At 68.9% G+C, this 13,663-nt stretch carries 15 protein-coding genes; 11 read left to right on the forward strand and 4 right to left on the reverse strand.

Translation table 11 applies throughout. The features are described 5' to 3' along the window. Positions 1-109 precede the first annotated feature (109 nt). Positions 110-691, reverse strand: a complete 582-nt coding sequence (locus tag NYR55_RS10855; protein WP_260021317.1) for a helix-turn-helix transcriptional regulator — start codon at positions 689-691, stop codon at positions 110-112. A gap of 100 nt (positions 692-791) precedes the next feature. On the opposite strand from NYR55_RS10855, the gene NYR55_RS10860 reads away from it, so the two are divergent. Next, complete coding sequence (locus NYR55_RS10860; RefSeq protein WP_260021318.1) at positions 792-1,271, forward strand: DUF6456 domain-containing protein; 480 nt, start codon at positions 792-794, stop codon at positions 1,269-1,271. Between the two features lie 4 nt (positions 1,272-1,275). Here NYR55_RS10860 and NYR55_RS10865 read toward each other — a convergent pair whose 3' ends face one another. Further along, positions 1,276-1,911, reverse strand: coding sequence for a DedA family protein (locus tag NYR55_RS10865; protein ID WP_260021319.1), 636 nt, complete (start codon positions 1,909-1,911; stop codon positions 1,276-1,278). Between the two features lie 101 nt (positions 1,912-2,012). On the opposite strand from NYR55_RS10865, the gene dapF reads away from it, so the two are divergent. The 8 genes from dapF to NYR55_RS10905 all read left to right on the forward strand — a co-directional run bounded on the left by dapF (position 2,013) and on the right by NYR55_RS10905 (position 9,920). Next, positions 2,013-2,966 (forward strand): diaminopimelate epimerase, encoded by a 954-nt coding sequence (gene dapF, locus NYR55_RS10870; protein ID WP_260021320.1) that lies wholly within the window; start codon positions 2,013-2,015, stop codon positions 2,964-2,966. Between the two features lie 6 nt (positions 2,967-2,972). Then, positions 2,973-3,857, forward strand: a complete 885-nt coding sequence (locus NYR55_RS10875) for a DMT family transporter (protein WP_260021321.1) — start codon at positions 2,973-2,975, stop codon at positions 3,855-3,857. 77 nt (positions 3,858-3,934) lie between these two features. Continuing rightward, positions 3,935-4,906 (forward strand): hypothetical protein, encoded by a 972-nt coding sequence (locus NYR55_RS10880; protein WP_260021323.1) that lies wholly within the window; start codon positions 3,935-3,937, stop codon positions 4,904-4,906. 268 nt (positions 4,907-5,174) lie between these two features. Beyond that, positions 5,175-5,402: a hypothetical protein gene (locus NYR55_RS10885; RefSeq protein WP_260021325.1), complete on the forward strand. Its 228-nt coding sequence runs from the start codon at positions 5,175-5,177 to the stop codon at positions 5,400-5,402. A 123-nt stretch (positions 5,403-5,525) separates the two neighbouring features. Further along, positions 5,526-7,229 carry a hypothetical protein gene (locus tag NYR55_RS10890; RefSeq protein WP_260021326.1) on the forward strand — a complete coding sequence of 568 codons (1,704 nt, stop codon included), beginning with the start codon at positions 5,526-5,528 and terminating at the stop codon, positions 7,227-7,229. 174 nt (positions 7,230-7,403) lie between these two features. Further along, positions 7,404-7,916 carry a hypothetical protein gene (locus tag NYR55_RS10895; protein ID WP_260021327.1) on the forward strand — a complete coding sequence of 171 codons (513 nt, stop codon included), beginning with the start codon at positions 7,404-7,406 and terminating at the stop codon, positions 7,914-7,916. A 62-nt stretch (positions 7,917-7,978) separates the two neighbouring features. Then, positions 7,979-9,220, forward strand: coding sequence for a terminase family protein (locus NYR55_RS10900; protein WP_260021643.1), 1,242 nt, complete (start codon positions 7,979-7,981; stop codon positions 9,218-9,220). Positions 9,221-9,248: 28 nt separating this feature from the next. Beyond that, the gene (locus NYR55_RS10905) at positions 9,249-9,920 is read left to right on the forward strand and encodes a spermidine synthase (RefSeq protein WP_260021329.1); all 672 of its coding nucleotides are present in this window, start codon (positions 9,249-9,251) and stop codon (positions 9,918-9,920) included. Positions 9,921-9,929: 9 nt separating this feature from the next. On the opposite strand, the gene NYR55_RS10910 is transcribed toward NYR55_RS10905, so the two are convergent. Further along, positions 9,930-10,412 (reverse strand): GNAT family N-acetyltransferase, encoded by a 483-nt coding sequence (locus NYR55_RS10910; RefSeq protein WP_260021330.1) that lies wholly within the window; start codon positions 10,410-10,412, stop codon positions 9,930-9,932. Between the two features lie 647 nt (positions 10,413-11,059). Here NYR55_RS10910 and NYR55_RS10915 point away from each other — a divergent pair. Then, complete coding sequence (locus tag NYR55_RS10915) at positions 11,060-12,169, forward strand: phage portal protein (protein ID WP_260021331.1); 1,110 nt, start codon at positions 11,060-11,062, stop codon at positions 12,167-12,169. Between the two features lie 118 nt (positions 12,170-12,287). On the opposite strand, the gene NYR55_RS10920 is transcribed toward NYR55_RS10915, so the two are convergent. After that, entirely contained in the window at positions 12,288-12,719 is a 432-nt protein-coding gene (locus tag NYR55_RS10920) for a hypothetical protein (protein WP_260021333.1), read from the reverse strand. A 216-nt stretch (positions 12,720-12,935) separates the two neighbouring features. On the opposite strand from NYR55_RS10920, the gene NYR55_RS14940 reads away from it, so the two are divergent. Beyond that, on the forward strand, positions 12,936-13,592 hold the full coding sequence (locus tag NYR55_RS14940) for a methyl-accepting chemotaxis protein (protein WP_279338690.1): 657 nt from the start codon (positions 12,936-12,938) through the stop codon (positions 13,590-13,592). The last annotated feature ends 71 nt before the right edge of the window (positions 13,593-13,663 follow it).

The raw sequence follows: 13,663 nt of genomic DNA on the forward strand, positions 1-13,663 counted from the left end.
GCGGGATGCTAGCAGATGCGCGGGCGCGGGGCCAATGGCGGTGTCGGATCGGATGTTGCGAAACCGGCCGCCCCGCCCCAGCCCCTGCCCTGAAGGGAGGACCTGATGCTTAAAGTGCCCGGACCAGCCGTTTGGCGCAGGCGATCCAGGGGGGATCGGTGACCACCTGTTGCCGGCCGGCGGCGCCGTGCGGGAGGAGTTGCAGCTTGCCCGGCTGATCGGCGCGTGCGCCCTCTCGCCCGATCAGGCGGGCGAAGATGAAGCGGCCGGCGGGGCGGGGGACAAGCACGTCGCGGTTGAGCGCGCGCCCGAACTGATCCGGGTCGAGCCTGTCGCACCAGATTTCGTCGCCAGCCCGGTAATCGCCGACGCCCACCGCGACGGTGACGGCGACCATGCCGGGTGCGCCATGCGGCGGTACGACCGATGCGGGGCGGCGCGGTGCACTGGCCCCGCCCGCCTCTAGCACCGCCACGACGGGCATGTCGGCGCGCGCGGGCAGGTGGACCAGATCGGCGGCATCCACCTCCAACGCGGCGGCGATGCGGTTGAGCCAGTTGACCGAAACGGTGCGGGTGCCGGTTTCCAGACGCCCGATGGTCTGGGCCGTGGTCGGCGGGTTGCAGCGTCGGGCGACATCTTCAAGGGTCAGCCCCTTTGCCCGGCGAACCTCCCGGATAGCGGTAATCATGCGTGTTTCGCCCCCTCAAGCGAACCAATGCGGTTTGGCGACTGTCCTACAGCCCCGTCGTCATGGCAAGCCGATTCGGGCAGCAGCAACGGAGGCCGGGATGAGCCGAATGATCGTGGAACGCAGTTTTTCCGATGACCGCATCGGATCCGCCCCGCCGCAGCGCGGGCAGCGCGGGGTGCAGGTGAACCTGGGCGAATCGGCGCTGTCGTGGCTGTTTGCGCGTGGGCACCTGAACCCCCGGCAGAACGAGGCGGGCGAGCGGCTGCGCTCTGATTACGAGCGGGCCGCGCTGGCCCCCGGCGTGACGATGCGCTGGACCGCCGCACCGGCATCCGGTGGCCGGCGGGGGCCGCCACGGGGGGTGGATGCGAGCATGGCGCAGATCGACGCCAAGCGCCGGTTCGATGCGGCGATGGCGGCGACGGGGCCGGGCCTGTCCGACATCCTGTGGCGCGTGGTGTGCGCCGACGAGCGGCTGGCGGGCGCGGAACAGGCGATGGGATGGCCGGCGCGGTCAGGCAAGCTGGTGCTGGGCATCGCGCTCGACCGGCTGGCGGATCACTACCGGCTGGGGTGAGCGGTCAGCGGGCGGCGACCGTTGCCGCCGCCGTGCATTGATCGGAGGGTTTGTCGCCATGGCCGATCTGGCTGACCAGCAGGAAACCGCCGATGACCAGCACGACAAAGGCGATCGAGAGCAGGCCCAGATATTTTTCGATAAACTGCTTTGCCCAGGCGCCGAACAGCCGGAACAGCACGCCGACCAGCACGAACTGAAACCCGCGCGACAGCACGCTGGCCCACAGGAACGTGAACAGGTTCATCTGAATGAAGCCGGCGGTGATCGTGACCAGTTTGAACGGGATTGGCGTCGCGCCCTTGATGATGATCAGCTGTGCCCCGTATTCGCGCAGGTAACAGGCGGCGACCGGAAACTTGTCGGCCAGGCCGAGCGCGGCCAGCAGCTGATCGCCAAAGGCGTCATAGGCGAAATAGCCGATGCCATAGCCGAGCAGCCCGCCCAGCACCGAGGCGATGGTGCACACGACACCGAAGCGGACGGCGCGTTTCGGATCGGCAAGGCACATCAGCCCGAGCAGCGGATGCGGCGGGATGGGGAAAAAGCTCGATTCAATGAACGAGAACAGGAACAGCCAGCGTTCGGCGTGCGGGTGCGCGGCCTTGGCCAGCATCCAGTTGTAAAGCGAGCGGAGCATCGCGGCGGGTGTTAGCGGGCAGGAGCGCCGGGCGGAAGCGGCCATGCCCGCCGAGCGCAAAAATAGTTGCGGCACCCGCGGTGCGCGCGCATGGGGCGGCCATGCGGATCGCGTTCATCAAATGCCAGGGATCGGGCAACGACTTCCCGCTGGTCGACGGGCGGGCACTGGCGCTGGACGATGGCGAATGGGCCGCCATCGCGCGGGCGCTGGCCGACCGGGCCGGGCCGGTGGGGGGCGACGGGTTGCTGATCCTGACCGGCCCTGCGGGCGGGCAGCCGTTCGGGATGCGGATGCTGAACCCCGATGGCAGCGAGGCGGAGACATGCCTGAACGGCCTGCGCTGTACGGCGCGGCTGGGGTTCGAGGTGACGGGGCTGACCGCCGCCGAGGTGCGGCTGAAGACCAGCGTGGCGGGCGCGGCGAGCGAGCCGGACATGGCGGCGGGCGTGGCGACGGTGCGGACCGAGGCGGTGCCGGCGGGCGTTGGCGCGGCGGCCATCGGGCTGAAGGTCGCGATGGACGGGCCGGTCGATCAGCCGGTGCCGGGCGTGCCGAGCGCGCGCGCCTTTACCGCCGTGGCGATGCCCAACCCGCATCTGGTCGCGTTCGTCGATGCGATCGACGGGGACGAGCTGATCGCGCTGGGCGATTGGGCAGAGGCGGCGCCCGACATCCTGCCGGCCCGCTGCAACGTCAGTTTCGTGCGGGTCGATGGCGCTGACGCGATCTATGTGCGCACCTATGAGCGGGGCGTCGGCCTGACCGACAGTTGCGGCAGCGCGATGGCGGCGTCGGTGCTGGCCGCGGTGCTGACCGGCAGGGTCGCGGCGGGCGCGTGGATCCGGGTCGCTAATCGCGGCGGGTTCGTCCGCGCGATGACGGACCGGGCGGCGGCGGATGCGACCATCACCATCGCGGGCAATGCGACGTTCGAATGGGAGGGCGTGGCCGAAATCGACCTGACCACCGCGCGGGTGACGGCGATGACGCGCACCGCCGAACGGCCGCAGGAGGCCGATGCCTGGGACGCCGTGCTGGCCGGTCTGGACTGACCGGCGGTGCCACCCGCGACCCTTGCCCTGATGCTGGTGATCAACCTGTTTTGGGCGGGGAATATCATCATTTCGAAGTTCATCGTGGCGACGCTGGGCGTGCCGCCATTCTGGGCGGCGGGGATCCGGGGGTTCATCATTGCCGCGGCGCTGTCGCCATGGCTGTTCCCGCTGCCCCGGCCGTTCGGGCGGGTGATCCTGATCGCGCTGTCGATGAGCGGAGGGAGTTTCGGCCTGTCGATGGTGGGGCTGATGACCGCAGCGCCGTCGGCGGTCGCCATCGTCAGCCTGCTGGCCGCGCCGCTGACCGTGCTGTTGGCGATCGTGATGCTGGACGAGCAGGTCGGGTGGCGGCGCGCGCTGGGCATTGCGCTGGCCTTTGCCGGCGTGGTGACCGCGCTGGCCGAGCCGCAGACGCTGAGCGCGTCGACAGGGCTGCTGTTCGTGCTGGCCGGTGCGGTCGTCGGCGCGCTGGGATCGGTGATGATGAAGCGGGTCGAGGTCGGCGCGGTCAAGCTGCAGGCATGGGCGGGGGTTTCGACAGGTATCGGACTGACCCTGGCCAGCATGGTGTTCGAGCAGGGACAGGCAGCGGCGGGCGCGGCGGCGGGATGGCGGTTCTGGGCCGCCATCGCGACATCGGCGCTGCTGGTGTCGGTGGTCGCCCATACCGCCTATTTCTGGGTGCTGCGGCGGCATGATGCGAACCTGGTCGCGCCGCTGACCCTGTTGACGCCGGTATTCGCGGTGATGATGGGCGCGTGGATCACCAACGATCCGGTCAGCCTGCAGATGGTGATCGGCGGCCTGATCGCGATGGCGGGCGTGGCCGTGATCCTGATCCGGCCGAGCAAGCGGTTCTGGAAGGGATGGATGGTCCGCGAGGGCTGAGGCGGTTCGTCGCAAGCCGGTGGCAGGACCGGGCGCCATCGAATAGCCTTGCCCCATCCCAGTCGAAAGGCGAGGCGATGTTGCGTATCCGTCCGGTCCTGTTCCCCGTCCTGTCCATCGCGGCGATCGCCGCCCCCGTCGCGGCGCAGACCGCGCCCGATCCCGCCGCCACGGCCGCAAAGGTCGATCGCGACAATGCGCGCTATGCCGAGCGGCGCATGGCCGAGCGCGGGTTCGTGCCAATGGCCGAGATGCGCTTTGCCGGGCGCGACGTGCGCCGCGTGCTGCCCAGCGATCCCTATGGCATGATGCCCATTCCCGGCGTGGAGATGGAGCGGCACCGCGACGGGCGCATGACCATCCGCATCGTCCATCGCGGCTGGACCAGCGAGGCGAAGCGGGTGAGCCAGACGGAATGGGATGCGGTCGCCCGGCTGCAAGGCCCGGCATTCGCCCCGTGGCGCGACCCGAAGCCCGATTCCCGCCCCGATGTCGTCAGCCATTGCTGGAGCGGGATGATCGCCGCCAGCCCGGATGCCCATGCGACATGGGGATGCGCCAGCACGCCGCCGCCCGCCGCCGCCTATGCCAGCGCCATGATGATGCTGGCGCTCGACAAATATGAATGTGCGCCGGCCGACACGGAGCTGGGCCAGCGTTTTGCCGATTGTTTCACCGACAAGGGCGTGCCGGACAATGCGATGGTCGCCGCACGGCTGGCCGAGGCGCGGGCAAAGTGGCAGGCGCTGCGGTTGGATGGCCCGGACCTGCTGATGCCCGCGCGCCGGGCGCTGGGCGAGGCGCGGCAGCAGCCGACGCCGGAGCGGATCGCGGCGGCGCGTGCAGCCGTATTGGCGTTCGGCCAGCGGCAACGGGCGCTGCGCGAGGTCGTGAGCGGCAGTTTCCGCGATATCCCCCGTCCGCACCAGATGAGCGTGCGCGATGCCGCCATCGTGGAACAGACCCGCGATCAATGGCTGTCCGACATCGCCGCGCAGACCGGCAATTATACCGGGATGCTGGAGGAACTGGCGGGGATCGGCAACTGAGCCAGCCAGCCGGGCCGGGCGTCGATGCCCGACGTCGGCTTGTGCCCCGCCGCACGCCCGCTATCGTTCCCGCCGGGGATCGAGCCGAACCGGGGGTGGCCATGACCGACAAGTTGCCAAGTGTCGCCACCAGCGAAGTGACGCCGATGCGCGATGACGCCGCGTCGCGCTGTGGCCTGGCCGACCCGGGGCTCGCCTATGATTACTTCAAGAGCATGGTGTCGGTCAGCGTGGCGACGCTGGGCGGCATCCTGACCCTGGCGAAACCGTGTTCGGGGCGCGGATCGAGCCGTGGCAGATGGCGGCAGGCGCATTGCCCGTCGCCCTTTCCGGCCTGTTGGCGTTGCAGGGCAAGACCGACATCACGCAGATGTGTCAGGGGATCAAACCGCAGCGGAACAGCGTGCGCCTGGCGCTGCGCGTCGTGCCGAGCCTGTACGGACTGGGGCTGGGCGTGTTCCTGGCGTTTCTGACCCTGTCCTATCTGAACCCATAGGGTGCCCGAAAGGGCGCCGTTCCCGCATGATTCCGATTGCATCCGGCACGGGCCGGCATAGGATTATCCCAACGCTTTCAACGGGAAAGCGTGGAGGGGTCAGGTTCGCCTGAGGGGGCATTCATGGTTGCAAGGATCGGTGCGGCGGGCGTGATCGCCATGGCGATGGGCGTTTGTGCGCCCGCTTATGCAGGGGTGTCGGAGGATTTCGCCGATTGCGACGGCCTTCGCAAACCCAAGAACAGCGATGACGGGATGCGCGGGCAGGCGACCATTTCCGCCTTTCGCTTTCGCGCTGCGGACAGTTCGGCACAGGTGATCGCGGCGTGCACCCGCGCGCTGGAGAGCAAGAACCTGTTGCCCAAGCAGACGCTGCGCCGGGCGCATTTGTTGCGGGCGCGGGCGGCAGCGCGGCTGGAGGCAGGCGATGCCGCGGCGGCCCTGACCGATCTGGATGCGGCAGAGGCGGCGGCCGCACCGCACAAGGGCGATTTCTTTTTTGATCGCAGCATGGGACTGTCGATCGACCTGCTGCGTGCCATTGCGATGAACGAGAAGGGCGACCGGGCAGCGGCGCTGACCCTGGCCGAAGGCGTGGCGGCCAAGCGGCCCTATGCCCTGCCGATCCAGCAGGCCGCCGCGCTGATCCGCACCGCCACGGCGGAAAAGCGCGACGGCGCGATCTGGGCAAACCTGTCCAGGATCGACCCCAATGTGCGCGACCTGACCGGCAAGCTGTCCGGCCAGCTCGCCGACCTGGCCAGCGTGGCGGCGGCGGCGGGCGTGCCCAAGGTGACGATCCCCACCGAAATCCCGATGCAGCTGGTGCTGAACGGCAAGATGGATGCGGGCCGGATGCTGGCGCAATGGGGCGCCCCGGTGAACGAGGCGATGAACACTGCCTATGCGCTGGCCGCGACAGGCAAGCCGGATGCGGCGCGGGCATGGGTCGCGGCGGCGCGCAGCGCGCTGGATGCGGCAAGCCCGCCAAAGCCCGCCGCCAAGCCGGAGGCCGCGTTGATGCCGGTGGCCGCTACCGCCGGAGCGGCCGCGGCTGACGAGGCGAAGAAGCCCGCGGTCAATCCGCTGGTCGCGCTGCTGACCGATGCGGTGCGCACCAATCAGCTGGAGCCGGCCGCGCTGCTGGTCGAGGCGCGGATTGCGGTGGCCGAAGGGCGGTTGACCGATGCGGCGCGCACGCTGGCGGGCAATGGCTGGCGATCGACGCCGATGACCGAGGAGCTGTTCGGCGCCTATCGCACCGCGCGGGAGAAGAACCCGGCGGGGGCGCCGGAGCTGACCGCGCTGGTCCCCGCAGAGCGCAGCTCGATCAGCCTGACCGCCATGGCTCGCGATCTGCTGATCAGCCCGGAAACCAGCCGCAACCTGATCGATTACGAAAAGTCGCGGCCCAACATCCTGGGCGCGGCAGTGGGGGCGGCGCTGTCGTTCGGCACCACGTTGCTGGGCGGGATCGACCGCACCGCCGGGTTCCGCTCGACCCCCAATCCCGACGGCACGATCAATGTGACGTTCAACGGCAACACCACATCCGGCCCGATGGTGCAGGAAATGGTGCTGTTGCGCGCGGCGGAGGTGACGCGGGAGGCGGGCAAGAACCGGTTCCACATCGCGGCGCGCAGGGATTATCAGCGGTACATGACGCAGACCCAGTACGGCATCGAGCAGAACCGGACGCTGGTGGGATACAAGACCGAGCTGGACATCCGGCCGCTGGATGACGGCGCGCAGCAGGCCGATGCGATCGATGCCGTGGCGGTGATCGATGCGCTTGGCCCCGTCTATTACGAGGGTAAGGCGAAATAATAACCGGATGGGTTATTTTATGCTGTCCTACAGCGTGACGATCAGGCTAATCCCTTTGACAGGATGACGAATCGCGTCCGGACGGGGCGGGGTTTGCAAGGGGGTGACGGGCCGGGGCGCGGGGGCGCTGTCCGGCCCGTTCGCTTTGGGTCGGAGGCGGGGCAGGAGGCTGGCATGGGGGATCTGATCGTCGGGACCAACCGGCAGGGGCGGGTGCAAAAGCGGCGGCCAAGCGGCCGGGCGTTCAGCGCGGCGCAGCGCAAGCGGTTCCTGACGCACCTGGCCGAGACCGCCAATGTCACTGCCGCTGTCGGCAAGTCCGGCGTGTCCAGCTCAACGGTCTATCGCACGCGATATCGCGAGCCGGAGTTTGCCGCCGAATGGGATCGGGCGCTGGCGATCGGTTACGACCGGCTGGAGGCGGCGATGCTGGCCGCTGCAATGAAGGCGGTGCGGGCGGCTGAGGATAGTGTGCCGGTGCCGGAGGGCGAAGCCGTGATCGTGTCATTCGACCAGGCCCAGCGCCTGTTGAACCATCATCGCAGCCTGGCGCGTGAGGGGCGGTGGCGGGGCCATCCCGATCGCGATTATGCTGCATCCGCCGAGCGGACCGACGCCGCGATCCTGAAATTGCTGAAGAAGTTGCCGGCGAGGCGCGCCGATCCGTTGGTGGAGACAGGCGGATGAACGAGGCGATCGACGCACTGAACGCCCGTTCGCCGGATGAACAGGCCGCACTGCTGGCCAGAATGACGACAGGGGACCGACAGGAGCTGCTGCATCGCTGGCCGCTATGGGCCCATGCCGGGCAACTGGCGCCGCCGGGCGACTGGCGCGTGTGGGTGATCCGGGCCGGGCGCGGGTTCGGCAAGACGCGCGCCGGGGCGGAATGGGTGAGCGAGGTGGCGCGGCGCGACGGGGAGGCGCGGATCGCGCTGGTCGCGGCGAGCCTGCACGATGCGCGGCAGGTGATGGTGGAGGGGCCGAGCGGCATCCTTGCGCTGGCGCGGCCGGGGGAGAAGCATCGCTGGCGATCCACGCTGGGGCAGCTGACCTTTGCATCGGGCGCGGTGGCGCAATGCTATTCGGCGGCGGCAGGAGAGACTCTGCGCGGACCGGAGCACGGCGCGGCATGGTGCGACGAGCTGGCCAAATGGCCGCGGGGAAGCACGGCGTGGGACAATCTGATGATGGGGCTGCGCATCGGCGATCATCCGCGCGCGGTGGTGACGACGACGCCGCGGCCGATCCCGCTGCTGAAACGCATCCTGAGCGCGCGGGACACGGTGGAGACGCGGGGGGCGACGCGGGACAATCCGCACCTGCCGGACGGGTTCGTCGCGGCGATGATGGCGGATTATGGCGGGACCGCGCTGGGGCGGCAGGAGCTGGACGGGGAGATCATCGACGACCTGGCAGGCGCGCTGTGGCACCGGGCGGGGATCGAAGGCGCGCGGATCGCGGCGGACGCGGTGCCGGAGATGGTCCGCGTCGTCATCGGCGTCGATCCGCCCGCCACGGCCGATGGCGATGCGTGCGGGATCGTGGCCGTCGGCCTGGGCGAGGATGGCATTGGCCATGTGCTGGCCGATGCAAGCGTTGCCGGCCGGTCGCCCGAAGGCTGGGCCAGTGCGGTGGCGGACTGTGCCGCGCGGTGGAACGCCGAATGCGTGGTGGCCGAGGTGAATATGGGCGGCGACATGGTGAAGGCGGTGCTGGCAGGGGCCGGGCTGGGCCTGGTGGTGAAGCAGGTGCGCGCGAGCCGGGGCAAGGTGGCGCGGGCCGAGCCGGTCGCCGCGCTCTATGCCGCCGGGCGGGTGCGCCATGCGGGCGCGTTCCCCGCACTGGAGGACGAATTGTGCGGCCTGTTCCCCGCCGGGGACTATCGCGGGCCGGGGCGATCGCCGGACCGGGCGGATGCGCTGGTGTGGGCGATGAGCGAATTGATGCTGCGCGGGCGGGGACAGGCGGCGCTGCGGGTGCTGGCGTGAGGGGGCAGGGCGCGCTAGGGGCGGGGGCATGATCCCGCGCGAGCATCTGGATACGGCGGAGGTGCCGGGGGGCGAGCCGCTGCGGCTGGTGCGGCGGGGCGCGGATTTCATGATCGTGCTGGAACGCAACGAGCTGATGAACAGCCGGATGAGCGGGTCCGAGGCGGCGCTGGCGACGATAACGGTCGAGCGGTTGAAGGCGCGGGCGCCCCGGCTGCTGATCGGCGGATATGGCATGGGGTTCACGCTGCGCGCGGCGCTGGCCGTGCTGCCCGGCGATGCGCAGGTGGTGGTGGCGGAGCTGGTGCCCAAGATCATCGAGTGGGCGCGCGGGCCGATGGCGGACCTGACCGCCGGGTGCCTGGACGATCGGCGGGTGAGCGTGCGCATCGGCGATGTCGGGGCAGCGATCCGCGAGGGGCGCGGCGCGTATGACGCGATCCTGCTGGACGTGGACAATGGGCCGGACGGGTTGACCCGGCCGGGCAATGACGGACTGTATTCCGCAGGCGGACTGGCGGCGAGCGTCGCGGCGCTCAGGCCCGGCGGGGTGCTGGCGGTGTGGTCAGCGGCGCCGGATGCCGCGTTCCGACGGCGGATGGGCGAGGCGGGGCTGGCCGTCGAGGAAGTGGCCGTACGCGCGCGGGAGAACGGCAAGGGGCCGCGGCACGTGATCTGGTTCGGGCGGCGGCGGGGGTAGCTTTTTCGCCTAAAGCGTCCGGTGCATGACATAGGCATCAACCGGGCCGTGCCGCGGATGGATGAACGCACCGGGCAGGCGACCGACAATGGCAAAGCCCAAGGATTGCCAGAGGCGAACGGCACGGTCGTTGGTGCTGACCACGAAATTATACTGCATGGCGGTGAAGCCGCGCGCGCGGGCATGGGCGAAGGAATGTTCCGCCATGGCGCGGGCGAAGCCGCGTCCGGTTGCGTCGCCAGCGGTCATGTAGCCGCAATTGGCGACATGGGCGCCGCCGCCTGCCTGATTGGCGCGCAGATAATAGGTGCCGACGACGCGGCCGGCATCGATGGCGACGAAGGGTTCGTGGTCATCGCCGAGCCACCAGGCAAGGGCCGCCGCCTCTCCCATGCCGGGATCGAGGGCGTAGGTCGCCCCGTCGCGGATGACGGGCAGGATGATGGCGGCGATGGCGGCCGCGTCGGCGGGCGTAGCGGGACGAATCAGCATGGCGCGGGTGTAGCGGGCCTAACTTCGCGCACCCAGATTTCCGATTACCGAACCGGACGGGTTGTTCACCCGCCCGGCCGGTATCAGATGAGCGACGTTGCAAACCGAATGAAATAGTCCCGCCGTGCTTCCTGCCGTGAGGCAAACAGTCCGGCAGACCGTGCAATCGGTCGGCACTGTGCATCCAAATGATACCACGCCCACAAGGACTTGCCTTCATGGGCAACAGGGACCGGAGCGAACATCGCTCTTCTCCTTCTGCCAATGGTATCACCCGAACTCGTTTGCGCGAACTGACCGCCATGAAGGCATCCGCTGAAACCATTGCTGGGTATGCAGCCTAGCACTTAGAGAATCGATCCGAACTCTGTTTCCCGTTCGAGCACCACAACGCTGACACAGCCAAAAAGACGGCACAAGTGAAAAAAGAACAAAAACGGTTCAAAAAGGGGCTAAATGTAGCTCCGAGCAGGCCGTCACCCCTCACCCAGCTACGACTAAGCGGCTGAGCCGCCAAGTCTTCGCAACCGGTTCGGGGTGAACAGCGCCCCGCGCTGTTCAGTCCATGCCGGGGGCATGGACGACCCCGAACCCCCCGCAAGGGGAGAGGGAAGGGTGCGCGCATTCTCATCAAGGAGCATCAGGTTATGAAGATCTTCGGGCGCAAGGCTGCGGCCGGGCGGGGTTCTGCGCGGCCGTTTCTGGTACAGGGCGGTGCGCGCGGCGTGATCGGGGAATGGCCCGCATCCTATGAGGCGCAGGTGCGCGATGCGTTCCTGGCCAATCCGATTGCCCAGCGGGCGGTGCGGATGATCGCAACGAGCGCTGCCAGCGCGCCGATGGCGTCTGATCCGCCGGAACTGCTGGCGCTGATCCAGGCGCGGTCCGCTGCGCAGGACCTGATCGAGACGGCGACGTCGCACCTGTTGATGCATGGCAATGCCTTCATTCAGGTGATGACCGACGAGGGCGGCATGGCGCGCGAGCTGTATGCGCTGCGCCCCGAACGGGTGAGCGTGGAGGCGGATGCACAGGGCTGGCCCGCCGCCTATTGCTACACCGTCAATGGTCGCAGCCAGCGGCTCAGCGCCGGGGACGGGAGCGGGCGGCCGCAGGTCATCCACATCAAGCAGTTCAGCCCGCTGGACGATCATCTGGGGCTGGGGTGCCTGGGCGCGGCGGCGGGGGCGGTGGCGATCCACAATGCGGCGACCCGGTGGAACAAGGCGCTGCTGGACAATGCGGCGCGGCCATCCGGCGCGCTGGTGTACGATCCCGGCGACGGGGCGACGATGACGCCGGTGCAGTTCGACCGGCTGAAGGCCGAGATGGAGGCGGCGTTCCAGGGCGCGGCCAATGCGGGCCGTCCGATGCTGCTGGAAGGCGGCCTGAAATGGCAGGCGCTGAGCCTGTCGCCCGCAGACATGGATTTCGTCGGCCTGAAGGCCGCGGCGGCGCGGGAAATCGCGCTGGCATTCGGGGTGCCGCCGATGCTGCTGGGCCTGCCCGGCGACAATGCCTATGCCAGTTACCGCGAGGCGAACCGGGCGCTGTGGCGACAGGCGGTGCTGCCCGTGGTGACGACCATCCTGGGCGGCATCGCAGAAGGGCTGAAGGGATGGTGGCCGGGCGCGACGGCGTGGGTGGACGAGAACCGGGTGAGCGTGCTGGCCGAGGAGCGATACGAATTATGGGCAGCGGCAAGCGCGGCGGATTTCCTGAACGCCGAGGAGAAGAAGGTACTGGTGGGGATGTGAGGGGGTTAGGCTCAGCCCGAGCGAAGTTGGCGGTAGCGTTCCCCCTCTCCAAGCTGCGCTAGCCGCGGTTGCGGCAAGCTTCGCTATCCTCCCCCGCAAGGGGGGAGGAAAGGTTGTGTTAGGTACCGTCGCGGCGGGTTGGGCGGAGGCGGCGGAGGCGGCGGGCCAGGGTGTGGGGCATTCGGGGTTCAAAGCGGCGTGCCTCCTTCGCGCTGGTGGCGTCGCCCTGTTGCGCGGCGCGGCGAAGCCAGAGGCGGTATCCGGCCATGTCGCCGATGTTGAACCAGGTCATCGCCATGTTCTGGGCCGCGTTCGCATGGCCCAGCCGATAAGCGCGGCGGGTGAGGCCCAGCGGCGAGAAGGCATCCTGCATCCTGCCGAGTTCACCGCGCCGTCCGCTCCGGCTCCATCGGTTGGCGAGTTCAAGCATGGCCGGGCCGTGATTGCGGAGCGCCAGGTGCCACAGGATTGGTTCGCCAAGGCCGATCCCGTGCCGGCGATCGAGAATGTCCATTGCGCGGTCGTAGAGGCGATCGTGGCGGTCGGTCATGTGGGTAAAGCTAATCGCGCGGGGCAAGTCGCGCCAGTTTTTGGGAACAAGCCTTGTCATCCCAACGCTGGGGCGAGGCTTCCCCCTCTCCAAGCTGCGCCAGTCGCGGTTGCGGCAAGGGTTGCTATCCTCCACCGCAAGGGGGGAGGAGGGGCGGGGTGCGTGATGCGTAGCAGCCACATTGTGCGGGTGCGGGCGGGGCGATAGGGTTGGTTCATGTTCGAAATGGATCAGCGTGGGGATGGCCCCGGCGATGCCTATTGCCGGGCGGCGTGGGAGGCGGTTTGCGGATCGCAGGCGGTGGTCGAGCTGGCCCCGACGGGCGATGTCACCTGGGCCAATGACAGCTTCTTCGGTCTGGTCGGCTATTCGCACAGCGAGCTGATCGGGCAGCATCACCGGGTGTTGTGCTTTCCGGATTATGCCGAATCGGATGACTATGCCGCATTCTGGCGGAAATTGCGGGCGGGGCAGTTCGACCGGGGCGTCTATCCCCGGCGGCGCAAGGATGGCCGCGAATTATGGGTGCAGGCGACCTATAGCCCGTTGATGCGCGACGGGGCGGTGCACCGCATCCTGAAACTGGCGACGGACGTGACCGACAAGGTGGTGCTGGAGCGCGCGGTCGAAGGGCGCGAGGCGGCGCTGCGCGCGACGGTGAGCGACCTTAGCGAGATTGTGGCGACAATTTCGGACATTGCCGGGCAGACCAACCTGCTGGCGCTGAATGCCACCATCGAGGCGGCGCGGGCGGGCGAAGCCGGGCGCGGATTTGCCGTGGTGGCACAGGAAGTGAAGCGGCTGGCCACCGATACCCAGGCGGCGACGGTGCGCGCGGCGCGCATGGTGGAGCAGCACCGCCTGAAGGAGTGAGCCGGGCGGGGCAGGCATTGCCCCGGCAAGCCATCAACCCGCCCCTTGCCCCACGGCGAGGGGCTTTTTTG

The sequence above is a fragment of the Sphingomonas sp. BGYR3 genome (genome assembly GCF_025153455.1).
Lineage (GTDB): Bacteria > Pseudomonadota > Alphaproteobacteria > Sphingomonadales > Sphingomonadaceae > Sphingomonas.

What these genes read in the sequence shown, in the direction of transcription:
- NYR55_RS10880 (WP_260021323.1), top strand. Translation starts at nt 3,935, where the DNA reads ATGTTGCGTATCCGTCCGGTCCTGTTCCCCGTCCTGTCCATCGCGGCG.
- NYR55_RS14940 (WP_279338690.1), top strand. Translation starts at nt 12,936, where the DNA reads ATGTTCGAAATGGATCAGCGTGGGGATGGCCCCGGCGATGCCTATTGC.
- NYR55_RS10895 (WP_260021327.1), top strand. Translation starts at nt 7,404, where the DNA reads ATGGGGGATCTGATCGTCGGGACCAACCGGCAGGGGCGGGTGCAAAAG.
- NYR55_RS10890 (WP_260021326.1), top strand. Translation starts at nt 5,526, where the DNA reads ATGGTTGCAAGGATCGGTGCGGCGGGCGTGATCGCCATGGCGATGGGC.
- dapF (WP_260021320.1), top strand. Translation starts at nt 2,013, where the DNA reads ATGCGGATCGCGTTCATCAAATGCCAGGGATCGGGCAACGACTTCCCG.
- NYR55_RS10915 (WP_260021331.1), top strand. Translation starts at nt 11,060, where the DNA reads ATGAAGATCTTCGGGCGCAAGGCTGCGGCCGGGCGGGGTTCTGCGCGG.
- NYR55_RS10905 (WP_260021329.1), top strand. Translation starts at nt 9,249, where the DNA reads ATGATCCCGCGCGAGCATCTGGATACGGCGGAGGTGCCGGGGGGCGAG.
- NYR55_RS10855 (WP_260021317.1), bottom strand. Translation starts at nt 691, where the DNA reads ATGATTACCGCTATCCGGGAGGTTCGCCGGGCAAAGGGGCTGACCCTT.
- NYR55_RS10865 (WP_260021319.1), bottom strand. Translation starts at nt 1,911, where the DNA reads ATGCTCCGCTCGCTTTACAACTGGATGCTGGCCAAGGCCGCGCACCCG.
- NYR55_RS10910 (WP_260021330.1), bottom strand. Translation starts at nt 10,412, where the DNA reads ATGCTGATTCGTCCCGCTACGCCCGCCGACGCGGCCGCCATCGCCGCC.
- NYR55_RS10860 (WP_260021318.1), top strand. Translation starts at nt 792, where the DNA reads ATGAGCCGAATGATCGTGGAACGCAGTTTTTCCGATGACCGCATCGGA.
- NYR55_RS10900 (WP_260021643.1), top strand. Translation starts at nt 7,979, where the DNA reads ATGACGACAGGGGACCGACAGGAGCTGCTGCATCGCTGGCCGCTATGG.
- NYR55_RS10920 (WP_260021333.1), bottom strand. Translation starts at nt 12,719, where the DNA reads ATGACCGACCGCCACGATCGCCTCTACGACCGCGCAATGGACATTCTC.